The following is a 24,133-nucleotide window of genomic DNA, read 5'->3' as shown; positions in this document are numbered from 1 at the left end:
TTATAATTGTTTCCAGGGAATTAGTTTTTTTTGGAATTTTAAAAGCAGGTAATTCATCAAAAAACCCAAAAGGCCGATGAATATCATTCCTGCGATAACATTTTGGGTTTCAAGCATCATTCTGTTGAGCTGGATCATATACCCTAGGCCTGAGCGGGCCGCGATCATTTCTGCAGCGATCACGCTCATCCAGGCTACTCCAAGCCCGACCCTGATGCCGGTGAATATAAATGGAAGAGCGGACGGGAGCAATATCTTTTTTAAGATACCTTGTTTATTCGCTCCCAGGCTCAGAGCGGCGTTTATATGTACCGGTTCTACGTTCTCCGCCCCTGCAAAGGAGTTTAAAAATATCGGGAAAAACGAAGCTATCATAGTAATAAAGTAACTTGAAGTATCTCTCAGGCCGAACCAGAGTATAGCAAGAGGGATCCAGGCGATAGGAGGGATAGGCCTTAAGACCTCAAGGACCGGGAGGAAATAAGGTTTAAGTTCCCTGCTTCTTCCCAAAAACAGGCCCAGAGGCACACCGATTATTATGGAGATAATAAACCCAACGAAGACTCTTTTTAGACTGGCACAGATATCCTGAATAAGTGCTCCGGTTTCAAGCATCCGGTAAATAGACCTGAGGACTTCAACCGGGGAGGCAATTATAAAATGATTCAACAAGCCGGATTGGACGCCGGCTTGCCATAACAGCAAAAGAACGAGAATTAGAATTGTTCCTTTCAGGTTAATCTTCATGGGTCTTTAGAAAGAATATTTAAGATAGGTCCCAAAAGTATTGATGTCGCACCAGTTGTTTTTTACTTTATCCTGCCTTACTAAATATTGTATACTGAGCTTAAGATCTTGGTAGACCGTGACGGTATCTCCCAGGCAGGCTCTGGTCTGCATAAAATCATTCGATGTAAAGGAGTAAAACATTTCATATGAAAAGTATGGAGAAACAAAGTTTTTTGATAAGTTGATATCTGGAATAACCTGAAATCTGTGCCTTACCCTGTTTTCCGAGCCTTGAGGCAGGTCCCGGTATTCGTATAGCAACCTGTATTCTAACTTGAGATTTCCTACCGCCCATTTATAACTGGTCAACAGGCCGCTCCGGTTTTCATCTTTAAAACTTCCATCCTTCTGTTTTGTAGGGATGTAATAATAGATAGGCCCGGTGCTGAAGTTCTTGGAAAGCTTAAACATAGGATTTATCGTAATAAGTTCCGTGAAATATTCTTTGCCGCTGTTCTGGTACCTGCTCTCATAAGAAATACCAAGGTTGAGCGTATCATTTATTTTTTTATTGACCGTTTCTCCCTGCCAGTACTGCCAGTCGCTGCAGTATGCATTAGCAGTTAAAAAACAATAGAATAATCCAGCAAAAAATGATGTTAAAATCAATTTTTTAGGAAACTTAATGAATTTCATTCCTTGCTCCTTTAAATAAATTTTACTGGATTTTTCATATCTGAACTTATCTCTAAGATTTGAAGTTTAGCCATCGATTATTATTGTATCAACCTGTGTGGTATAAGTCAAGCATATAGAGTGTGCCTCGGAGCTTTCATTGATTTAAGATATATAATATATTATAATCATAAATATAATGGATATATTTAATATATTTATATTGTTTATTGTTTTATTTTTCGCAAATCCTCTTTTTCTTCTTGCAAAATCCGGTAAAAACCCTCCTGATGTAATAATTATATCACTAGATACGCTGCGGATGGATCATGTAGGTTGCTTTGGGTATAAGAAAAATATAACGCCAAATATCGACAAATTTGCCCGTGATGCAGTTATGTTCAAAAATGCTTTTGCACCTTCGCCGAACACCTTGAGCAGCCATAAGTCTCTTTTTACTTCGCTCTACACCAGGACTCACGGCTATGAAGATGACAAGGATTTTGACCTGAAGGCCCGCAAGGCCCCCCTTCACATTACGAATGAATTAAAAAGCAAAGGGTATTACACAGCCGCGGTAATTTCCTGCTGGCACCTGGACAGCGAGTTTGGCTTTTCTGCCGGATTTGATTTTTTTAAAAGAATTAAGGAAAATAACCTGGTGTATGCAGATAAGGTCAACAGCGACGCATCACAGCTGTTGAAAATATTAGATAATCCAGAACAGAACCTTTTTTTGTTCTTTCATTATTATGACATCCATTCGGATTATACCTATGACGGGAACATATTGCCCTATTATTCGCCGTTTGAATACATGAATACCTTTGTGCCTAAAGACTTGAGAGAAAAATATTCCGGGTTATACAAAGATAAACCGGCGACAGACTATCTTTTGTATTACTCATACGAAGCGAAAAGTAAACCTCCTAAAGAAGAGATAGAGTATTTGATCGACCTCTATGATTCAGGGATCGCCTGTACCGATCATTATATCGGCGAGTTATTTTCTTTGCTCAAGGAACATAACCTGTACGATAATTCATTAATAGTGTTGGTTTCTGATCATGGCGAGGAGTTCGGGGAGCACGGCGAGTTCATACACAATCAAGTATACGACGAATGTTCACGGATCCCGTTATTGATAAAATTCCCGAAAAATAAGTTTGCCGGAACAAAGCGTGATGCTCTGGTAGAGATTATTGATATCATGCCGACTGTTTTGGGCTGCTGCGGATTAGACATCCCTCAAAACCTGCAAGGCAAAAGTTTAATGCCTCTTATTAAAGGCAGGGATCAATTTAAAGACGAAGTGTATTTGAAACAGCACTTAGGAAATAACATATTTGCAGTAAGAACAAAACAATACAAACTTATTTATGATACAAAAACACTTAAGCTGAAACTATTCGATATGGCCAAAGACCCTTTAGAAACTACCGATATCACAGCTGAGCATTACGATGTCGCGCGTGAACTGATAAAAAAGCTGTTCACGTGGATGGATGCCTGTGATAACTTGTCAAAAAACCTGCCGGTGCAGAATGTTGAGCAGCAGTAATTACGGTTCTTTTTAGCAACCGGTAACAAAACTTGCCGGAAGCCTTAGCTTTAGCCGGCCTGATACCCGGGCTATTTTTTTGGCTCATTAACGATCATCTCCGACAGCACCCTGCCCTGTATGTATTCCGGTATTTTTATTCCCATAAGACGAAGAAAGGTCGGCACCTGGTCAACATGGTGTATCTGGTCCATTTTAAAACCCTTTCTAATGCCCGGCCCTGCAATAATGAACGGGGTGACAATGTTTTTATCCTGAGGGTCAACCGTTTGTTTATACCCGGTGTCTTTCGAATCAACAAAAATATTTTGATCCTCTCCGATATCTTCTGTCCACGCATAGGGCGGCCGCGCTGAAATGATGATATCTCCTATCCTGTCTTTCGGAAGCTTCAGAAAATCCGCTTCTTCCCATTTTTTGGCAAAATTAAGAGGTTTACCGCCATCGGTGTCCTGGAGCGAATAAAGAGATTTTATGACTTCATCCCTTAATGCCTCGTATTTATCCCCGTGTGATCTTTTCCAAAACCCGTTTTTACCAAAACCTTCAGGATTAATATAAATATAAGCCATTTTTAAATATATTACTTTCGATCTTTCCCAATCTATTACGGTCTTTCCCGTTTTATTGTCCCGGGTACAGTGCAGCCATCCTTTTTTTGCAAAAAGACCGTTTAATCTCACCATTCTGTGCAGAGGTGCGATGCCGTGATCGGAACTGAAGGCAATTATCGTGTCCTGCCCTGCGTTCTTTAGATATTCCCCGACTATTGCATCCATTTGTTGGTATAAGTTAATGATATCATTCCAATATTTTTCTTTATCCCGGGGGTCAAAAACACGTTTGTTCGTAGGGTCTACATGCCCCATCCAAAACGGGGCTTCCATGAATTGGTTCGGAGTATAAATACAGTGGATCATGCAATAACCCTTATATTTTTTGAATAAGAACGAGACAGCTTTTTTATGCCAGTCCAAAGACATGTTCGATTCTTCTTTAAACGTTTCATAGTCTCCGTCTTCAGTCAGCTGGTGGGGCCAATCGTCCACAAAATCTACCGCCGGGCCGGCGGTGCTGGACATAAGCTCATCGTAGACGTATTGCGGTTCCACCAGCAGCCTGTTTAAAGAATTGAAATAGAAACGTATCCTCAGGTCTTTCCCGTCGCCTGACAACCTGATTATTTTTATCTTTACAAAAGTTTTTATATCTGCTTTTTCCTGTTTTAATTCTAGAGGCAGCCATTGGCTCCATTGCCCCGGCCTAAGAACTACCAGCGGCGTTTTTTTATCTACAGCAAAAACAATGCTGTCATATTTTGCCGATTTATCATCTATGCTGTCATAAATATACCCGTAAAGATCTGCGCCGTGAGCGGACAGCTTTATTTCCTTCGGGGCCGTATCATAATTTTGAGGCACTTTCTCCCAGCCTGCCGGTTTAGTAAATTCTATATCCTTGGTTAAATTGAAACCGGCGATAGATATAACGTTCAAATTAACCTTGTCCGTTGTAAATAATACCGGAGGAGTCTCAACACCCCAGCCTGACCACCTGCCCCTGATCGTAATTCCATTTTTTAATTCCGGCGGAGTGGACCCTGGTATAGAAAAAACTATCACATGCTTGTTGTTCTTTTCAAGAATATCCCACAGGGCAGGGGTACGGGATGCTAAGGACGAAAACCCGGGTACCGGTTTTGTTAAGTAAGCGCCCGCCGGCCTGATAGCCCCATCCGATACTCCGTGGACTTCGGGATAACATCCGGTCCGCAGAGTAGCATAATTCGTAGGTGTGTGTGAAGGGAAAGCCGGGATAGAGTACGCCGAGGTGCCGTTATCCATCATTTTTTTGATATTAGGGAGGTACCCTTCCCGTGCCAGTTCAAACAGCCAGTCTCCTCTTATACCGTCAGGGATAAACCATAGCAAGGAAGGGGTCCGTTTATGTTCCCGGGATAAAAACACGCTCAATGAAGTTACGGCAACGGCCAAAAAGAGCAAATACAGGATATTTTTTTTCATTTTTATTTGTATCTTATTTTACTTAAGATAGATATCTCATCGTCAATTTTATCACCGCTGTTCGGGAAATAATACTCGATCTTATAAACACACCTTTTTTTTTCGTTATTAAGGAAGAAGCTCAGCAGCCTGTATTTTATTTTATTAACATCATAGACGCAAGGCCTGAACCCTTCTTCTGCATAGAGCAAATAATATTTAACAGGCTTATTCTCCACCGCAAAAATGCCCTCAACAGGAAGAAGCCTGGCATCTGATTCCGTAGAGAACGAGATCGAGCCGGGATAAGGCAATACTTTTTTTAGGAACAATGATCTGATCCTAATGCCCTCGTCAACAATATAATTCCCGCTTTCTGCTTTGTTCATATTTTGACGTTGGGAGATCTTTATATACCTGCCGTCAAAACTCCCGAAAAAATCGAGCACTCCAAAATCTTTAAGCTTTCTCTCGGATATTTCGATTACCCGTACATTATTCTGTCCGGCTATTTCTAATCCTATCTTTTTCCATACATTTTGCGTATTATTATACCAAAGATAGGCCAGATAAAATGCCGATAGGACAAACAATAAAATAATAATATATACTAACGGTATTACCCGGTATTTTTCTTTCATAGGTTTACCACAACTTGGCCTCGTCACGGACACGTTGATCATCCCTCATGGATCATTTGCTGATAGTGATCTAACAATATAATATCTTAATGTTTTTTAGCGGAAAACATGCCCGGCGATAGGTTTCACTTTACCGGAAAAGAGCTACTGTTTGCGTAAAGAGGCTTTCCTTATTCGATGATTATCATAGTCGGCGATATAGACATTGCCTGAAGCATCGACCGCTATCCCAAAAGGAGCACCGAATCGGGCTAAAGCGGCGCTGCCTCCGTCTCCAGCATAACCCGCGGCCCCGGTGCCGGCTATAGTTAATATTATGCCTGAAGCGGTTATTTTCCTTATTCGGCAGCTCAGGTCGTCAGAGATATAAACATTTCCTGAAATATCAACCGCTATCCCGCAAGGGTTTCTAAGCCGAGCCAAAACCGCACTGCCTCCGTCTCCTGAATATCCTGCGGCCCCGGTCCCGGCTATAGTTGATATTATGCCTGAAGTGTTTACTTTCCTTATTCTATGGTTACCGTTGTCAGCGATATAAAGATTCCCTGAAGAATCAACCGTCACTCCGCTAGGGCCGTTAAGTTTAGCGAAAACTGCGCTGCCTCCGTCTCCAGCATAACCTGCGGTCCCGGTCCCGGCTATAGTTGATATTATGCCTGAAGTATTTACTTTCCTTATTCTATGATTGCCGTAGTCAGCTATATAGACATTACCTGAAGCATCAACCGCTGCTCCGCTAGGGCTATTAAGCTGGGCCAAAATAGCGATTACTCCGTCCCTTGAATAATCTGCGGTCCCGGTCCCGGCTATAGTTGTTATTATGCCTGAAGCATTTATTTTCCTTATTCGCTGATTACCTGAGTCAGCTATATAGACATTGCCTGAAATATCAACCGCCACACCACGGGGGCTTGCAAGTTGAGCTGAGGTGGCACTGCCCCCGTCTCCTGAAAAACCCGCGGTCCCGGTTCCGGATATAGTTGTTATTATGCCTGAAGCGTTCACTTTCCTTATTCGATGATTGCCGTTGTCAGCGATATAAATATTGCCTGAAGCATCAACAGCTACCCCAAAAGGGGAATCAAGCTGGGCCGCGGTGGCAGGGCCACCGTCTCCCGAATAACCCCAGGTCCCGGTCCCTGCTATAGTCGTTATTATGCCTAAAGTGCTTACTTTCCTTATTACATTATTGATTAGGTCAGCGATATAGACATTGCCTAAAACATCGACCGCTACTCCGTAAGGAGAATCGATCTGGGCTAAATTGGCACTTTCTCCGTCTCCTGCATAACCTGAAACTCCTGTCCCAGCTATAGTTGTTATTATGCCCAGGATGCTTACTTTCCTTATCCCGTGATTATCGTTGTCAGCAATATAGACATTACCTGCAGCATCAACCGCTACCCCGCGGGGGCCGTTTAGCTGGGCTGAAGCGGCGCTGCCTCCGTCGCCTGCATAGCCCGTAGTCCCGATTCCTGTTATTGTTGTTATTATGCCTGAACTGTTTATCTTCCTTATCCGGTTATTTCCGTAATCAGCTACATAAACATTGCCTGAAACATCAACCGCGACTCCGCGGGGGCCGTTAAATTTAGCTAAAATGGCGCTTTCTCCGTCTCCTGAAAAACCCGCTGTCCCGTTCCCGGCTATAGTTGATATTATGCCTGAAACGGTTACTTTCCTTATTCGCTGATTATCATAGTCAGCTATATAGACATTGCCTGAATCGTCAACCGCCACTCCGCGGGGGCTGTTAAGTTGAGCCAGGAGCGCGCTGCCTCCGTCACCTGAAAAACCTGCGGTCCCATTCCCGGCTATGGTCGTTATTATGCCTAAAGCGTTCACTTTCCTTATTCGATGATTGCCGTAATCAGCTATATAGAGATTTCCTAAACCGTCAACCGCTATCCCGCAGGGAACATTGAGCTGGGCAAAAACGGCGCTGCCTCCGTCCCCGGCATAACCTGCTGCCCCGGTCCCTGCTATGGTTGTAATGGTGTAGGAAAACATCCCTGCTTGAGCCGAGGCGATTTCGGTTAAGGATAGATTGATAGTAACTGTTGAACCATTCTTTACATAATAAGCAGTTTTCGTCTGAGGTTTATAACCTATCAAAGAAGCTTTTATGTCATAAGTACCTGTTCCTACTCTTATCAGATAATTGCCGCTTCTATCAGTAAGAAAAGTTGACTTTGTTGCCTTGGACTGTATGAGCTCTATAAGCGCCCCAGAGATCGCTGCCCCGCCGCCAGACTTTGTTACCCTGCCGGAAACAATCCCTTTCTGAACAAGAGAAAAATTCACTGTTATTGTCGAACCGTTGGCAACAGTGTATCCATCTTTTGTCTGCGTCTGAAATACTGATAATGAAGCCCTTACATCGCAAGTCCCGGTTTCTACTTTTATTGAGTAGTTACCGCTCGCATTGCTTGTTGCGCTTGATTTAACAACCCCGGATCTCACAGCTTCTATAAGCGCTCCTGAAACCGCAGTTACTCCGTCTTGCTTGGTCACTTTACCAGAAACAAACCCGGTCTGCTTAATAAAAACTTTTCTTATCCGGTGATTGCCGTTGTCAGCCACGTAGACGTTGCCGGAGGCGTCGACCGCTACCCCTCGGGGACTGTTAAGCTGGGCCAAAGCGGCGTTGCCTCCGTCTCCTGAATAACCTGCAGTCCCGGTGCCGGCTATAGTCATTATTATGCCTCCGGCGGTCACCTTCCTTATCCTGTGGTTGCCATAGTCGGCTATATAGACATTCGCTGAAGCGTCAACCCCTATTCCTTCAGGAGCATTAAGCTGGGCCAAAACGGCCCTGCCTCCGTCTCCTGAGTAACCTGCGCTCCCGGTACCGGCTATAGTTGTTATTATACCGAAAGTGTTAATTTTTCTAACTCGCTGATTGGCATAGTCCGTGAAGTAGACATTCCCTGAAACGTCAACTGCTACCCCGCGGGGGCCGTTGAGCTGGGCTGAAGTCGCGCTGCCCCCGTCTCCAGAATAACCTGCGCTCCCGGTACCGGCTATAGTTGTTATTATGCCTGAAGTATCTATTTTTCTTATCCGCTGATTGCCGCTGTCAGCGATATAGACATTGCCTGAAACGTCAACTGCTACCCCGCAGGGAACATTAAGCTGTGCCGAAGCTGCTCCGGCCCCGTCCCCGGCATAACCTGCTGTCCCGGTACCGGCAAAAGACGATATTATGCCTGAAACAGTTATTTTTCTAATCCTGTCATAAAAAAAAGATGCGAAAAAAACATTTCCCGAAGCATCAACCCCTATGCCCCAGGGAGCATTAAGCTGAGCATCAAGAGCACTTCCTCCGTCTCCCGAATACCCGGTTGTCCCAGTACCAGCTATAGTTGTTATTTTGCCCGAAGGGGTTACTTTTCTTATCCGGTTATTATAGGTGTCGGCTATGTAAACATTCCCTGAAGCATCGACCCCGATACCCCAGGGGGCATTGAGTTGAGCCAAAGCCGCGTTGCCCCCGTCTCCTGAATAACCCGAATAACCCCATATATTCCCCGCTATAGTCGTAATGGTATAACCGCCGTAAACAGAGCTAACCAAAGCCATGCATATAAAAAAACTTATAACTGTCAATTTTTTAATTGTAAGCATATTTTTAATAAAAAGGCACATGGATCAGACTACCGACTTGAGACTACAGACCACAGACTACAGAAAAAAACTATAAATTGTCTTTTGTCTGTTGTCTGCAGTCTGTGGCCTGTCGTCTGCTTTATTATAGCAAATTATTGTTTATTTATTCATACCTGAGCGCTTCGATAGGTGACAAAAGAGAGGCTTTACGTGCAGGCCAGAAACCGAATATAATACCCACTGTCGCTGAAAAAGTAAATGCCAGAATAACCGCCTGAGGCGTGACAATAGCTGCCCAGCCGGCAAATTTTGACAATATTAAAGAAACCGATGTCCCAAGAATAATGCCGATAATACCGCCGAGGGTGGAAAGGACCGCTGATTCTATTAAAAATTGTATCAATATGGCGCGCCGCGGCGCACCGACGGCTTTCCGGAGTCCTATCTCCCTTGTCCGTTCGCTGACTGATACGAGCATGATGTTCATTATCCCTATGCCTCCGACAAGAAGCGATATAGCCGCAACAATGCCCAAAAGAAGCGTGAACGTCTGGGTTGTACCCGAAAGAGCCGCCTGAATATCTGCCATGTTCCTTATATCAAAATCATCATCTTTATAATCCGGCAGGTGGTGGCGCCTGCGCATGAGAGCCGTCATATCCGTCATGACCTGCTGGATACTGTCCGGGCCGTCGCATTCAGTGTTTATACTTTGCAGATAAACCATCCCGAGCACTCTTTTCATAGCTGTGTTGAGCGGGATCAAGATCATGTCGTCCTGGTCATTAAAACCCGTAGAACCTTTCATAGGCAAAATCCCGATAACCTTGAAATTGATATGGTTTACCTTTATAGTTGCATCCACAGGGTTTTCCCTGCCAAAAAGGTTGGTAACTACCGTTTGTCCCAGCAAGGCAACGCGTGTAAGTTCCAGGTTTTCCTCATCGGTAAAAAAACGCCCGTAATACGGAGCAGCGTTATGCATTTTTTCATACACAGCCGGCGCACCGAGCACCCGCGTATTTGTATTTTTGTCTCCGTAAACTACCTGTGCATTGCCTTGGACATTGCCTTCAACATGTTTTACATGGGGTATGCCGGATATAGCCTTGACGTCTTCAAGCCTTAACCGGCTCACGCTCCCTCCGCCGGCTCCAACCCCGCCGAAATGGCCGTGCGCTGGCCGCATCATTAAGAGATTTGACCCGAGGCTTGCTAGCCTTGCCTCTATAGCTTTTTGCGCGCCTTTGCCTACAGCTAACATCGCTATAACAGCCGCTACGCCGATGAGTATACCCAGCATCGACAGGGCGCTCCTGACCTTATTGGAAGCCATGGCGCGCAAAGCCGAGGCGCCGTACTCTTTAAATTGGGCAAGTTTCACGCCAAGGCTTGTTTCAGAAGGTTTTTCCGAAGGCCTGGCAAAACTTGACTTTTCTAAAGAGGCCTTTATATTATCCTTTCCGGATTTACCAGCGTTAGCGGTGAGTTCGTCCGATACTATGATCCCGTCTTTTAGATGGAATATCCTTTTTGCATGTGCCGCTATATCCGGTTCATGCGTCACCATAATTATCGTGATCCCGCTGTTGTTGAGGTCTTTGAGTTTTTGAAGTATTTCTTCGGACTGGTCAGAGGCGAGGTTCCCGGTAGGTTCATCGGCAAATATGATGCGCGGTTTATTTACAAGAGCGCGGGCTATCGCGACCCTCTGCTGCTGGCCGCCTGAAAGTTCGTTAGGTTTATGGTCTATCCTGTCCGAGAGCCCGACCATATTTAGCAGTTCACGGCTCCGGCTTTGGCGGTCATGTGCGCCCGAATATATCATCGGAAGCATCACATTATCAATAGCTGAAGTACGGCTGAGGAGGTTAAACATCTGGAAGATAAACCCTATCGTCTTTGAACGGATAGCCGCTCCTTCATCATCAGAAAGTTCGGATACGTTTAAACCAAGCAAATGAAAAGTCCCTGAAGTCGGCCGGTCCAACAGCCCCATTATCTGCATCAGCGTGGATTTGCCGGAACCCGAAGGGCCCATTATAGCTACAAATTCACCCTCTTTGACCTCTAAGCTGATACCTTTTAGGATCTTTAGTTCTTCGTTATCTATCCAGTAGGACTTCGTGATATTTTTAAGTTCAATAATTGCCATAAATTTAATTCAAACCTCAAATCCGAATTTCGAAATCCGAAAAAATATCAAATACTCAAAAACAGCAAAATAAAAACATCTATTTCTTTAATTAAGTTAAATTTTGAATATTTAAGTATTTTCTTTTTGCAGTTTTTTTCGGATTTCGTACTTGCCTTTTCGAAATTGGGTAATTTTATCTTGACCTTTGGCCCTGTCCGCCTGACCCTGCCGGCCTGGAGCCGCCTATAGCCAGCGGGCTGGATTGCACTCCCTGCTGAGGCGTATACCGTGCTCTTGTGATAAGGACTTTGTCGCCGGGTTCAAGCCCTGACGTGATCTCGATTTTGTCGTTGCTTTCTATACCGGTCGTTACTTCTTTGGCGACGGGTTTGCCGTTGGGGCCCGGCACAGTTACCTGTTTTGTCCCGTTAGGCATATCTTTAACAACGCTCACAGGAACCAGGACTGCTTTATCTTTGCTTTTAATGATAAAGCTGATATTTGCCGTCATCTGAGAACGGAAAAAAGAAGGAACTTTCTTCATCTTTACCTTAACTCCATAGGTAATGACATTGGAAACGTTTTTGCCCTCATAGAGCAAATCAAAAACCTTGCCTTCAATGCTCTGGTTAGGATAAGCGTCGAGTGTGATACGTGCGGTCATTTCTTTAAAGACGTTGCCTATATCTGACTCGTCAACCTGGGCAAGGACTATCAAAAAATCCGACATGGCATAGACTACAGCCGAAGGGTCAACGGTTTGTCCCACTACAACATTTTTTAATATTATAACACCTGAAAGCGGAGCCACTATCGGCGTCGGTTTATAGTCGTCTTCCCAGCGTTTGAGCTCCTCAAGGCCTCTTGACCTTGCCGCATCAAGGATAGCCGCCCGGTCGCTTGAACTCATCCAGGCAAGGATCTGCCCGTCAACAACCCGGTCGCCTTCGTTGACCAGAAGTTTCTCGATACGCCCGGACATCGGAGGCCTTATTTCAACCCTGTTTAACGGGGATACGAAACCCGTAGCTTCTACGGTCTGGCTGATAGTTCCCTCCGTGACTATTACACTCTGTGACCCGAAAGATTTATGCTTTTTCGTCTTTCCGAACAAAAACCATCCGCTTCCTGTCACAAGTGCCAAAATAATAATTAAAATTGTTAATTTTTTCATCCATAACTCCTATTATTAGCGTATAGCGTTCAGCGTTTAGCGGATAGTAAAAGATTTTGACTTTCCTATACGCTATACGCTGTACGCTAATATTTATCTTATTCTTCTAATTGTTTTCCCAAAGCATTTTCCCATGCTGCCTGGGCCACCAACGCGTTCAATTGTGCCTGGATCACCTGGCGTTCCTGATTTATGCGGTCTGATGTTATGATTTCCCAGTTATCGTACGTCATAAGGCCCGAGTCATATCTTATATTTGCTTCATCATTTCTCGTTCTTGCAGCTTCTAAGAGAGCCGCCTGCACTTTTGCCTGGTCAACGGCTCCGGCAAAATCAGACCAGGTTGTTTCTATATCCGAAATAGCTTCTTGCACGGCAGTTCTTAAGTCCTGCTTTGCCTTTTTCAAATTATTCTTAGCTGTTTCGATAGCATAATAGGTTGCAGTGGGGCCTGAACCAAATAAAGGATAACTTAAAGAAACTCCCCACGCCGATTCAGATCCAGCCAAACCCGTAGAAAATTCGTCCTGTCCCTGGCTTGAAAGAGAATAGCTGGCTGAAAGGTTTGGCCATGTGGAACTCTTTGCCTGTTTAAGGTTAAGTTCAGCGATCCTTACAACGATTCCCTGCAAGCCTATATCAGGCCGGTTGCGAAGCAAGGACACCTCATCTTTAGGCAGGTCGCCGGGTTCTTGTATATTTAAAGTACTTGTTACTTTTATGACAGTAAAATCATCCAACCCTAATTGCTGGTTAATGGCTCTTTGAGCTATCCGCAGATCCCTGAGAGCTTGTGCAAGGTCAGCTTTTGCCTGCAGGAGCTGCGCCTCGGCTCTTTGCATATTTCCTTTGTATTCAGTTCCGGAGTCATATCTTAAAGAAACCAGCTGGCCTTCATCCTGCCTCATCTTCATAATGATTTGCGATACCTCTATTTTCTTCTGGGCAAAAAGCAGTTGATAAAACGCCCTGCGCAAATTAAGACGCAATGTAGAAGAGGCTTGCCGCAGGCTTATCTCTGACTGAGAAAAAAAAGCCTGAGAAGTCTTGATGCTTGTAATTTGCGATTTATTGAAAATATTGAGTCTGGCCGAACCAGCGGTCTGCCAGTTAGCAGAGCCCGGCAGACTTGAGCTTGAGTCGCTATAGCTGTGAGACAAAGACACCTGGGGCATGAGGCTGTTATAACTTCCATAATAAGAGGATTTACTTGCCTCAAGGGAATGCCTGGAGGAAGCCAAAAACGGATTGTTCCGCAAGGCTAAAGAGACGCAGTCCGGCCAGCTTAAAATAGAGCCGGCATCTGGAGATTGAGCAAAAAGCTGTGGTATCGTAAAAATAACAACAGCAATAGTTTTATAGGCCGTTTTAATTTTCATGATGTTCTTTCTTGTCTTCGTGCATGAATCCCGGGCCGCGAGACATCTTTTCAAAACCTTTTTTTAGAAATTCTTTGAACTTTTTCTGCTGTTCGGGAGTGAGTTGTTTCCTGATATTTAAGGAATGGTCTACTACATTTTTTTCTATCTTCATCTGTAATACCGAGATTTCCCCGATCAGCTTGTCTACTTTCGAATTATCGATGCTGTCGGAATCAAGCATTGCAAAAAGTTCCGCTCTTTTGGCTTTAAGCTCATCTTTTAGAGGGTTTATCGTGTCCTGCAATGCTTTGCGGTCTTTTTCCATGTACAAGGCTTGTTCTTCGCTTAAATTAAGCATCTTCTTGATTTTATTCTTATGCCAGGAGCTTTCTTTGGGCCCTTTTTCAAAATATTTTTTTAGCAGGCAGTGGTGCCCGAAAGTCACGAAAACCCCGAGATTAAACCCAAGCGAAAGCAGCAATAAGACCATTAAAAGTTTTATTTTCATCCTATCAGCCTCCGATAATATTACTGGCATTTTCTGTTTCTTCTCCGGGTATATCGCCAAATATCCCTAATCCAAGGTTATCTGAAACTTCTATGCTTGCCTGTGAGCGTTTTTGCTGGGCAGAGCTCCAGATATCCCGGGCAAAGTAATTCCCGACTAATAATGTAAGGCAGACCATTAAACTGATCACGGATACATTAATCCATTGAGGTCGGAAAAATGACAGCATTTCCCCGATGTTAACAATTCCCGCATTTAACCCGTCTTTTTCTATTGCAGTCCTGATCTTATCCCAAATAAAACCAGGCGGGGCAGCCTCCAGTTTACCTTTAAAAGGCATTTTAACGTTATTGATCAGCTCGTCCTTAAACGCTAGGCACTCAGGGCACTGGATCAAATGGCCTTCTATCTCCTTTCTTGAATCCTGGTCAAGCTCATAATCAATATAATCGGTAATAAGGATATCTCTGACTTTATCGCACTGCATTTTCCATACCTCTCTTTAGTAAAGCCTCTCTTGCCCTTTTGAGCCTTGAGCGCAGTGTATTTACATTAATGTCAAGAGTTTCGGCGATCTCCCGGTAGCTTAAACCCTGCATTTCACGAAGAACAATACAGACCCGGTATTCCGGACCAAGGCTGTTCAACAGGTTATTTACTGTTTCTTCGTTGCTTTTATGGTCCATACCTTTTTCTACTTGATTTTCATATATTGCCTGATTGTCCATATTTTCTTCTAATTGGACATGCCGGCTTGTTTGTTTAGATGCCTTTATTTTATAATTCAACGCCGTATTGACCGTTATCCTATAAACCCATGTTTTAAATGAAGACTGGAATTTAAAGCTTTTAAGGTTTTTAAACAACTTTAAGAATACTTCCTGGGTAACCTCCTGTGCATCTTCTATATTTGCCGTAACCTTCAGTGCAACATTATATACAAGGGCCGATGCAGCTTTATATAGTTCTTCAAAAGCATCTAAATCCCCTTTTGATGCCTTTATCAAGAGGTCTTTTGAAATTTCATGAATTTCCATTTTGCCCTTTCACAAAGTTAGACAAATTCAAGCCTTAAAAAGTTGCTTAAATGAAATATAATTCTGTATATAGATTCCAACATATATTATAGCAAAATAAAAAACGGCCAGAGTAACCTAATTACCCTGGCCGATATATTAATCCTTATTAATATGTCATCTTATTTTGTCTCTGGTGCTGCTGCATCAGTTGCGCCCGAAGTACCCGTTGCTGCCGGTGCTTCCGGTGCTGGTACTGCTTGTTCCATCTGTGTAGGAGCCATAGGAGCTTCTTCTTTCTTGCATCCTACTGCGCAAATTCCAATTAAGAATAATGCCGCTAATACTAGTTTCTGCATATCGTTCACCTCCCTTTTATAATTTTAATCTTTCATTAGTTTAGAAAATATGTGGTATTTTCAATTTCCTAATTAATTGATCTATTTAAAGAATTGAGATAGTATATTACATCTTTACAATAAATTTGTCAAGTGATCAGAAAATTAGCTGGAATTCAGTGATTCTCAGCCAGAGGATATTGCATTTAATAGGCAAATTCGGCTTTTTTTAGTAGTTTTTATGCCGTTTACATCAGCTTTGACAAGAGTTTCTTTCGGTAGTTTGTTCTGCAGGTACCGGCAGAAATAACATTGATCGGATGTTTTGCCAGGTAATTTAAACCCTGTTTTTATCAGTTTTTTTCTGATAGTCGTTAAACCTTTACTAAAGACAGTGCTTACAAACGCATTGTTTTTTGCCTGTTTCAAGACATCTTTTAATGAATTTTTATAGATATTTCCGATCTTTAATAGTCTTTCTTCATTCGCATAGCCGCAGCAGGGGGCAACATCTCCGTTTGCATGTACGAACAGAACGTTTCCCGGGCCTTTACAATAATCTTCCTTAAACCACTTCCCGTCCCAGGGGTTTTTTAAAGGTTTGGCCCCTGGAACAACTGACAGGGCGATCTTGATAAGTTTTACAAATAAAGACTTCCCTTTCATGTAGGCATTCCCTTTTGAAAAATTATAGAGCCGCGCACCCAGCATTCTTGCCAACCCTAAAAGCTTTTGTCTGGTTTTTTCATCTCTTGAGCCTGACACATAGGCGATCGAAACTATGTCATCTCTTTTGAATATTTTTAAAGCTGTTTTTATGAACGACTTTAATTTTTCCAGGTCTTGAAGATGGAATGCGTCAACACTAATACAGAATTCGCCGCTAAAACCGACAGCAAAGAGTTTTTTTAAAACCCCTTTCAACTCTTTTGCATCATTGAACCAGACGCCGTTCGTCATGATCCGCACCGGAAGCATCCCGTTTTTTACAGCCTCTTTAACAGCGATAAATAAAAATCGCGGTTTTAAAAAAGGTTCCCCTCCGCTAAAGGTGAGTTTTTTAATCCTATAATTTGCGCACGATTTTAAAAAAGTTATTGTTTTTTTTACGTTTAACGGGCTTTTGTAGCGTTTGACCGTACAATGGGCGCAATTTAGGTTGCACTGGGATGTAGGAGATAGTATTATTTCTTTGGCGTGAAAAACCATGATTTTATCATTTAGGGGGCACTGAAAAGCTCATTGCCCCCTTCTTCTTGATTACGGAGATTAACTACTGATTGCAGTGATTAATGCAGTCGAAGTATCACTGTAATCAGGGCTTTGAATACAATCTATCTTCTAATATTTTATTTCCGACTGCTTTTGCTATAATGCTGTGGCCTTCCTTGTTCGGATGCCAGTCTTCGCGGCTTACCCTGAACTCTTTTCCTGTTTTTGAACGCGAGGCAAACTCAGGCAGCAGGTCTATCACATAAAAACCGCAGTTTTCGCCCCACTTTCTTACTTTTGAATGGATTTCTACAAACGGATAGTTTTTCAAATCCTTAAAAAGCGGTGTTATGACAAGCAGCGGCCTAATGTTGTTATTCCTGCATGTGCTAGCTATGTTTTTTAAAGCAAGTCCGCAGTATTGGGCGGTCTCGGATCCGTCCTTAAAAAGGTTTATTATATAATCCTCGTAAGGGAATTTGAGCTGGTTATAAAGTTTTATAAGAAAGAAATAGAGGTGCGACCTCCAGAGATATTTAACTTCAAAACTGCTATTAAAAAAGGGTTTGTAGGAATATCCGTCAAATTCAGGGTCGTTCAATGTGTATAGGAGTATTAAAATGTCGGGTTTATAATATGCACCCTGTTTTATGAAAAATACCTGTTCATTTATCGTGTTCCAGCCGCATTTTCCGAAATTTATAGTTTCAAACGTTTGTCCGGTATTTATATCTAATATGGTCTTAAGCTGTTCCAGAAACGTGTCCTGCCATTCGACTCCCTGCCCGAACACCTGCGAGTCTCCAAGCGCGATGACCCTTAATTTTCCTTTTTCTTTTGCTATATTATGTTCCGGCCCGCGGAAACCAAGGGAGTTAAGCTTGTATTTTGACAGGCCGAAATCAGGCTGTAAGGGGCCCTGTCCTCCTCTGCATTCAGCTATCTTTAAGGCTCTTATATACGCTTCACCTGCCAAAAGAGAAAAAACTATCCCAAAATATAATAAAAATATGTTCAAAAATACTATTTTCTTAAAATAATCCGGGATCTCCGCGTTAAGTCTGTATAATAGATATAACAATAACGCACTTAAACAAACAAGCCCTAAAAAGTAACCCCAGTCCGGTTTATAAGGGCCCATTTTAGTAGGCCACCCCATCAAATAAAAAGGGATGGTAAGTGTTAAGATCAAAAACAACGACAGTGATATCTTATGTTTAAACTTAAGGTCATCTTTTAATTGTTTTTGTTTCATAAATTTGACTATATCTTATATTTTAAATTAGTGGTTGTCAAAAACATAAGATACGGCAAATAAAACGACAATAAAATAGATTTGCATCGGGCTTGTAGAAAAAAAGAAGCCGGCCTTGGGGGGAAGGCCGACTTCGAATTAATTATTATTTTTACTGCAAAATTGTGCAAAAGATTTGAAAAAGTTGTGATATTTTTTAAAAACCGAATTTAATAAAAATATTACTAAGATTTATTAAAATCAATGCTCGTCGGATAAGCCTGATGGCAAGATAAAATAATCCATATATGAAAGGAAATGTTGTTTGATACCATAAATTAAAGAAGAAGCTCCAATACCTAATTGCCCCCCTCTTTAACTAAGCCTTTTATATTTGTTTTCCGGCTTTAGAAAACCTTCCATTTTTGATTTTCTATTGCCGGAACAATATTTTATCTTTTGCCGGCTGCAGTAAGCTTTTTTGAACTCTTGGATTTTTGTTTTTTTGAAACACTGCTTTCGATAGCTGCTTGAGCTGCGGCAAGCCTTGCGATCGGCACACGGAACGGCGAACAGGAAACATAGTCCATGCCTATACGGTGGCAAAACTTGACTGAATCAGCGTCACCGCCGTGTTCTCCGCAAATACCGACTTTAAGGTTCTTTTTTACCGAGCGCCCGCGCTGGATCCCCATATCCATAAGTTCTCCGACGCCTTCTTTGTCTATGGTCTGGAACGGGTCTACCGGGAGTATCTTGGATGTAAGATAATCTGGTAAAAATGAACCTATATCGTCCCTTGAAAAACCAAAGGTCATCTGTGTAAGGTCATTTGTCCCGAATGAGAAAAACTCGGCTGTTTCAGCCATCTTGTTTGCAAGAAGAGCTGCTCTTGGTATCTCTATCATTGTACCGTACATATAAGGTATTTTAACTCTGAGCGCTTTCTCTACTTCCTGGTGGACTTTTTCGACTATGACTTTTTGATCGTTTAATTCATTTACAGTGCAGGTTACCGGTATCATTATTTCCGGAACAGCTTTTTTTCCTGCTTTGATAAGCTCGCCTGCTGCTTCAAGTATCGCTCTTACCTGCATTTCTGTTACTTCGGGGTAAGTTATTCCAAGTCTTACTCCTCTGTGGCCCAGCATCGGGTTAGATTCTTTTAAACCGTCTCCGCGCTTTTTTGCTTCTTCTACAGTTATACCTAGTTCCTTTGCCATATCCGCTATCTTGTCTTCGCTGTGCGGTACAAACTCATGCAGCGGCGGGTCAAGGAGTCTTACAGTGACAGGAAAACCGTTAAGTACTTCCATGGTAGCTTTAATATCTCCTTTCACGAACACGGAAAGCTCCTTTAAAGCGGCTTTTCGTTCTTCAAGGGTTTTAGACATTATCATTTTGCGGAGCAAAAACAACGGTTTATCGCTTCCTTCGCCGTAAAACATATGCTCTGTCCTGAAAAGCCCTATGCCTTCGGCTCCAAACTCTATGGCTTTCTTTGCATCTTTCGGAGTGTCAGCATTAGTACGTATCTTCATAGTACGAGCCTTATCAACAAGTTTCATAAGCTCTTTATAAGCCGTATTGTGCTCAAGGTCAGGGTCAACAAGAGGAAGCTTTACGGCATAAACCGTTCCTTTCGTACCGTTAAGAGATATCCAGTCGCCTTCTTTGACCGTTGTACCGCTTTTTGTAGTAAACGATTTTTGATCGTCTGCAATCGAAAGGTCGCTGCAGCCTACTACGCAGCATTTACCCCAACCTCTTGCAACAAGCGCCGCATGCGATGTCATACCGCCTTTCAAAGTAAGGATTGCCTGCGCTTTATGCATACCGTCTACATCTTCAGGAGATGTTTCTTCGCGGACTAAAATTACTTTTTCTCCCTTCGCTGCCCAGGCTACTGCATCATGTGAACTGAACACCACGCGGCCTATAGCGCCGCCCGGGCCGGCAGGAAGCCCTTTTGCTATAATCTTGGTACCTGCCTCCACTTTCGGGTCTATCATGGGCAGAAGCAGCTCTACCAACTGCGATGCAGGAACTCTCATTACAGCAGTTGATGCATCGATCGCTTTTTCTTTATACATATCTACGGCCATGCGTACAGCAGCAGCGCCGTTTCTTTTTCCTATGCGGCACTGAAGCATGAAGAGCTTGCCTTTTTCTATGGTAAACTCTATATCCTGCATGTCCTGGTAGTGCTTTTCAAGGCGTTTCTGTATATCAAAAAGTTCGGTATAGATATTCGGCATTATTTTTTCTAACGACGGCAAGTTCCTGCTCTGGTCATTTTTTGATAATTCATTTATCGGCGCAGGGGTGCGTATACCTGCAACTACGTCCTCACCTTGTGCATTTACAAGGTATTCGCCGTAAAAATAAGCTTCGCCGTTACCCGGGTTCCTTGTGAAAGCAACACCCGTAGCTGAGTCATCTCCCATATTGCCGAACACCATTGTCTGGACGTTCACAGCTGTTCCCCATTCATCTGGAATGTGTTCGATCCGGCGGTATTCAATAGCGCGTTTTCCGTTCCAGGACATAAATACAGCGCCTATCCCGCCCCATAACTGGTCCTCGGGTTTTTCCGGAAACGGCTGGCCAAGTTCTGCTTTTATCATATCCTTAAAAAGGGCTACGAGCGATTTTAAATCTTCAGTGGTAAGCTGAGTGTCTATCTTATATCCTTTTGAGTGCTTAACTTCTTCAAGCTTCTCATCCATTAATTTGCGTATGCCCTTTCCTCTGGCAGGTTCGCGGCCTTCGGCTTTTTCCATGACCACATCTGCGTACATCATTACAAGCCTGCGGTATGCGTCATAAGCAAAACGCGGGTTGTTCGTCATCTTAATAAGGCCCTGGACCGTTATATCGTTAAGGCCGACATTTAATACGGTATCCATCATTCCCGGCATAGACTTTCTTGCGCCGGAACGTACGGAAACAAGAAGCGGGTCTTGAGCGTCTCCGAATCTTTTTCCCATTATAGCTTCAATTTTTTTAAGGGCTGCGTTTACCTGGCTTTTAAGCTCCCCGGGAAATTTTTTCTTGTTCTTATAATAAACGGTACAGACTTCGGTCGTTATGGTAAACCCCGGCGGTACAGGGAGTCTCAGGTCTTTATGTCCGGCCATCTCTGCCAGGTTGGCGCCTTTGCCGCCAAGCAGGTTCTTCATACTTTCGTTTCCGTCAGCTTTTCCGTTCCCAAAAGAATACACATACTTTTTAGCCATTTTACTATCTCTCCTTTGATATGAATTATATATATTGGGTATATACAGGAATGCGGGTTATTTTACTATTTAGCAGGTATAAAGTCAAGCATAGAGGGGAGCAAATGCTTGCTCCCCGACGTGGATAGCAGTAGAAGAGGGGTGTCGGGTGTTTAGCGTTCAGCAGATAGAAAACAAAGGTATATGTCGTTTTATAAGTTTTAAACGTTATAAATTAATCTATTTCAGTTGCTATTTTATCGAACTTTTCAACTGATAGCGCCGGCGCTGTTGAAAAAGATATGCCGCTCAGTTTATTTAACATAATCGATGCCATCATAGCTTCTTCTATTCCCGGAAACTCCGTAACGATCATCAGGTCATGTTCGCCCAGCATAACGTAGATGGCGTTTAATTTACCCTTAAACCTTTCTATTAGTTTCTTTGCCTGTTTCGTACGGTCTTCAGATATCCCATTTAAAGCTTCTGACGAGTACTTCCCGAACATAATGAACGTTGCCATAATTTATTCTCCTAAATTTTAGAGGTAAGGATTAAGGTTTAAGGTATAAGTTAATGCCAAGTATCTGGCTTTTACTTACCCCTTATCCCTTACACCTTATCACTGTTTTTTTGTTTCCTAAAGGCAGGGCCTTCCTGAGTCACATCCAGAGGAGGCAAAGATACTAGTCTTCTGTATTCTATTATTAAACTTTTGACTTCCTCTATAGTTTCTTTTACTATGAACCTGTTATCGCTCGTAAGCGTAATTATAGTATCAGGAGCTGATTCGATAGACTCTATCAATTCAGCATTAACCGTGATCTCTTTACCATTCAGCCTGTGCAGTTTAATCACTTGAACATTATCTCCAAATTTATTTTCCATATTATTTAGAAATTGTCTTTATAGTAGTTAATCCCCATTGAGCCGGTTATGAGAGAATATTTTTACGGGAATTATTCGAGGACTGTCTGAGTCCGTCCTGGCGAAGCCGACGGACGAGTTCCGCAGAATCCGTAAAAATATGAGCGAATGGCTCAGGGGGCGCATTTCTTTTCGTCCATTTTCTTTGTGCGCCCAAAGAAAATGGACACCTGGGGCGCGGGGCAGGTATAGCCCCGCTATTACTTTTTTATAAATATTACAACCCTTCTATTTTTGGTCCGGTTCTCGGGTGTAGTGTTGGGTACAAGGGGCCTATATTCGCCGTAACCGATCGCAGAAAGCCTTTGCGGAGGAAGCCCTTTTTCTTTTACCAGGTATTTTACCACATTAGTTGAGCGTGCTGTCGAAAGTTCCCAGTTTGAATCAAATTGAGATGTATGTATCGGAGTATCATCCGTATGCCCTTCAATTACAACATCACTAGAAATACTTGCAATAACAGGGACAATCCTGTCAAGAGCCTGCTTGCCGTTTTCGGTAATTTCGGCTCTACCGCTTTCAAAAAACGCTTTATCCTCTTTTTCTTCAAGGTTAACGGTAAGGCCTTCCTTGCTCACGGTCATCTCAGCCTTGATCTCTTCCTTTTTCATCATTTCTTCAAGCTGTTCTTTTGCGTTCGCTACGTTTTTGGAAAGTGCCGCGCTTAAGGCATAAAGTATTATAAAGAAGCAAACCAGTTCGGTCATCAAATCCGCATAGTTTATAAGCCAGGGCGGGGCAGGATGCCCGATCTTAGATACCCGGGGATCATCTTCATCTATCATATTCCTGGATCGTAATGCCATATCGTTTCCTTAATTCCCAAAATTCGAAGCACAAAATCCGAAATAAATTACAAACAGGGAACTTCAAATAGAAAAACTTGATTAAACCCTGCTTTTTTGCCGTTTTGATATTAAATATTTTTTCGAAATTAGAAATTGTAGTTTCGAAATTTATTTATATGTTATCTTGCCGCATTGATCAAAGCTCTTTGAGAAGGTTCCAGATAAGCTTTCAAGTTCTCTTCAAGTATGCTGGGTGTCGTACCTGCCTGAAGAAGAAGGACCCCGCGTATAATGATTTCCTTTATCAAAAGTTCTTCGTCAGAACGCCGTCTGAGTTTTCCTGCCATGGGAAGAAATAACAAGTATCCGGAGCCAAGACCGAAAAATGCTGCTGCAAGAGCAAAAGCCATTCTTCTTGGTACTTCTTCAACGTTTGTTATTGAGTTCAACATAAGTATCATTCCAAGTACCGTCCCTATGATGCCGAATGCCGGTGCATAAGTGCCAAGAGCATTGAACATTTCTATCCCTACTTTATGCCTTTCCTTGATAAACCCCAGTTCGGTCTCCAACATGTTAGCTATAAACTCTTTTTCCAAACCGTCAACTACCATTTGGACGCCTCGTTTTAAAAAATCGTTATCAAGGTTCTTTATATCGCCTTCCAGCGAAAGGAACCCGCCTTGCTTAGATTTTTTTGCCAGGGTTACAAAAGTCGTTACTATCTTGGTAGTGTCTTCGCCGGTCGATGTCATGACGACCCTTGTCACCTTAAACATCCTTAAAACCTGTTGTATAGGATAGTTAACAAGAAGGGCGCAGAACGTTCCGCCCATAACTACCATGAATGCTTCGTAATTTAAGAACGGGATAAATCCCTTCACTCCTTCTGTTAACAAAATAGAGGCTAATACCAGTGCCACTCCGACCAGAACACCTGCAATGGTAGCTAAATCCATTTTATAACTCCTTAGTAAATTGTTGCCCCGACGGTCCTACGCT

General features: G+C 42.8%; 20 protein-coding genes. 1 reads left to right on the top strand and 19 read right to left on the bottom strand.

The window, feature by feature from the left end; genetic code table 11:
• Entirely contained in the window at positions 1 to 747 is a 747-nt protein-coding gene (locus LHV68_11840) for an ABC transporter permease (protein ID MCB4792560.1), read from the bottom strand.
• A gap of 6 nt (positions 748 to 753) precedes the next feature.
• A complete protein-coding gene (locus LHV68_11835) occupies positions 754 to 1,425 on the bottom strand; it encodes a DUF2490 domain-containing protein (protein ID MCB4792559.1) in 672 nt (223 codons plus the stop codon).
• Positions 1,426 to 1,603: 178 nt separating this feature from the next.
• On the opposite strand from LHV68_11835, the gene LHV68_11830 reads away from it, so the two are divergent.
• Entirely contained in the window at positions 1,604 to 2,965 is a 1,362-nt protein-coding gene (locus tag LHV68_11830; protein MCB4792558.1) for a sulfatase-like hydrolase/transferase, read from the top strand.
• Positions 2,966 to 3,036: 71 nt separating this feature from the next.
• Here LHV68_11830 and LHV68_11825 read toward each other — a convergent pair whose 3' ends face one another.
• The 17 genes from LHV68_11825 to LHV68_11745 all read right to left on the bottom strand — a co-directional run bounded on the left by LHV68_11825 (position 3,037) and on the right by LHV68_11745 (position 24,090).
• Positions 3,037 to 4,989, bottom strand: coding sequence for an alkaline phosphatase family protein (locus LHV68_11825; GenBank protein MCB4792557.1), 1,953 nt, complete (start codon positions 4,987 to 4,989; stop codon positions 3,037 to 3,039).
• A 2-nt stretch (positions 4,990 to 4,991) separates the two neighbouring features.
• Positions 4,992 to 5,609: a hypothetical protein gene (locus LHV68_11820; protein ID MCB4792556.1), complete on the bottom strand. Its 618-nt coding sequence runs from the start codon at positions 5,607 to 5,609 to the stop codon at positions 4,992 to 4,994.
• Between the two features lie 144 nt (positions 5,610 to 5,753).
• Positions 5,754 to 9,191, bottom strand: coding sequence for a carboxypeptidase regulatory-like domain-containing protein (locus LHV68_11815; protein ID MCB4792555.1), 3,438 nt, complete (start codon positions 9,189 to 9,191; stop codon positions 5,754 to 5,756).
• A gap of 190 nt (positions 9,192 to 9,381) precedes the next feature.
• Complete coding sequence (locus LHV68_11810; GenBank protein ID MCB4792554.1) at positions 9,382 to 11,373, bottom strand: ABC transporter permease; 1,992 nt, start codon at positions 11,371 to 11,373, stop codon at positions 9,382 to 9,384.
• Positions 11,374 to 11,548: 175 nt separating this feature from the next.
• Positions 11,549 to 12,529 carry an efflux RND transporter periplasmic adaptor subunit gene (locus tag LHV68_11805; GenBank protein ID MCB4792553.1) on the bottom strand — a complete coding sequence of 327 codons (981 nt, stop codon included), beginning with the start codon at positions 12,527 to 12,529 and terminating at the stop codon, positions 11,549 to 11,551.
• A gap of 98 nt (positions 12,530 to 12,627) precedes the next feature.
• The gene (locus LHV68_11800; protein MCB4792552.1) at positions 12,628 to 13,908 is read right to left on the bottom strand and encodes a TolC family protein; all 1,281 of its coding nucleotides are present in this window, start codon (positions 13,906 to 13,908) and stop codon (positions 12,628 to 12,630) included.
• Positions 13,898 to 14,398 (bottom strand): Spy/CpxP family protein refolding chaperone, encoded by a 501-nt coding sequence (locus LHV68_11795; GenBank protein MCB4792551.1) that lies wholly within the window; start codon positions 14,396 to 14,398, stop codon positions 13,898 to 13,900. The genes LHV68_11800 and LHV68_11795 overlap by 11 nt, the downstream gene beginning before the upstream one ends.
• A 4-nt stretch (positions 14,399 to 14,402) precedes the next feature.
• Entirely contained in the window at positions 14,403 to 14,885 is a 483-nt protein-coding gene (locus LHV68_11790; protein ID MCB4792550.1) for a zf-HC2 domain-containing protein, read from the bottom strand.
• Positions 14,872 to 15,435: a sigma-70 family RNA polymerase sigma factor gene (locus LHV68_11785; GenBank protein ID MCB4792549.1), complete on the bottom strand. Its 564-nt coding sequence runs from the start codon at positions 15,433 to 15,435 to the stop codon at positions 14,872 to 14,874. Before LHV68_11785 ends, LHV68_11790 begins: the two co-directional genes overlap by 14 nt.
• Positions 15,436 to 15,596: 161 nt before the next feature.
• Positions 15,597 to 15,773, bottom strand: coding sequence for a hypothetical protein (locus LHV68_11780; protein MCB4792548.1), 177 nt, complete (start codon positions 15,771 to 15,773; stop codon positions 15,597 to 15,599).
• A gap of 165 nt (positions 15,774 to 15,938) precedes the next feature.
• Positions 15,939 to 16,961 (bottom strand): radical SAM protein, encoded by a 1,023-nt coding sequence (locus LHV68_11775; protein ID MCB4792547.1) that lies wholly within the window; start codon positions 16,959 to 16,961, stop codon positions 15,939 to 15,941.
• Positions 16,962 to 17,067: 106 nt separating this feature from the next.
• The gene (locus LHV68_11770) at positions 17,068 to 18,219 is read right to left on the bottom strand and encodes an SGNH/GDSL hydrolase family protein (GenBank protein ID MCB4792546.1); all 1,152 of its coding nucleotides are present in this window, start codon (positions 18,217 to 18,219) and stop codon (positions 17,068 to 17,070) included.
• Positions 18,220 to 18,650: 431 nt separating this feature from the next.
• Positions 18,651 to 21,437 (bottom strand): pyruvate, phosphate dikinase, encoded by a 2,787-nt coding sequence (gene ppdK, locus LHV68_11765; protein ID MCB4792545.1) that lies wholly within the window; start codon positions 21,435 to 21,437, stop codon positions 18,651 to 18,653.
• A 214-nt stretch (positions 21,438 to 21,651) separates the two neighbouring features.
• Positions 21,652 to 21,939, bottom strand: coding sequence for a GYD domain-containing protein (locus LHV68_11760; GenBank protein ID MCB4792544.1), 288 nt, complete (start codon positions 21,937 to 21,939; stop codon positions 21,652 to 21,654).
• A gap of 89 nt (positions 21,940 to 22,028) precedes the next feature.
• The gene (locus LHV68_11755) at positions 22,029 to 22,274 is read right to left on the bottom strand and encodes a flagellar FlbD family protein (GenBank protein ID MCB4792543.1); all 246 of its coding nucleotides are present in this window, start codon (positions 22,272 to 22,274) and stop codon (positions 22,029 to 22,031) included.
• A 269-nt stretch (positions 22,275 to 22,543) separates the two neighbouring features.
• Positions 22,544 to 23,149: an OmpA family protein gene (locus tag LHV68_11750; protein ID MCB4792542.1), complete on the bottom strand. Its 606-nt coding sequence runs from the start codon at positions 23,147 to 23,149 to the stop codon at positions 22,544 to 22,546.
• 161 nt (positions 23,150 to 23,310) lie between these two features.
• Positions 23,311 to 24,090: a MotA/TolQ/ExbB proton channel family protein gene (locus LHV68_11745; protein MCB4792541.1), complete on the bottom strand. Its 780-nt coding sequence runs from the start codon at positions 24,088 to 24,090 to the stop codon at positions 23,311 to 23,313.
• Between the last annotated feature and the right edge of the window lie 43 nt (positions 24,091 to 24,133).

It is taken from the genome of Candidatus Liberimonas magnetica (assembly GCA_020523885.1).
Classification (GTDB): domain Bacteria; phylum Elusimicrobiota; class Endomicrobiia; order Endomicrobiales; family JAFGIL01; genus Liberimonas; species Liberimonas magnetica.
Note: the sequence above shows the minus strand (reverse complement) of the source record. Positions and strands in the feature narration are given on the sequence as shown.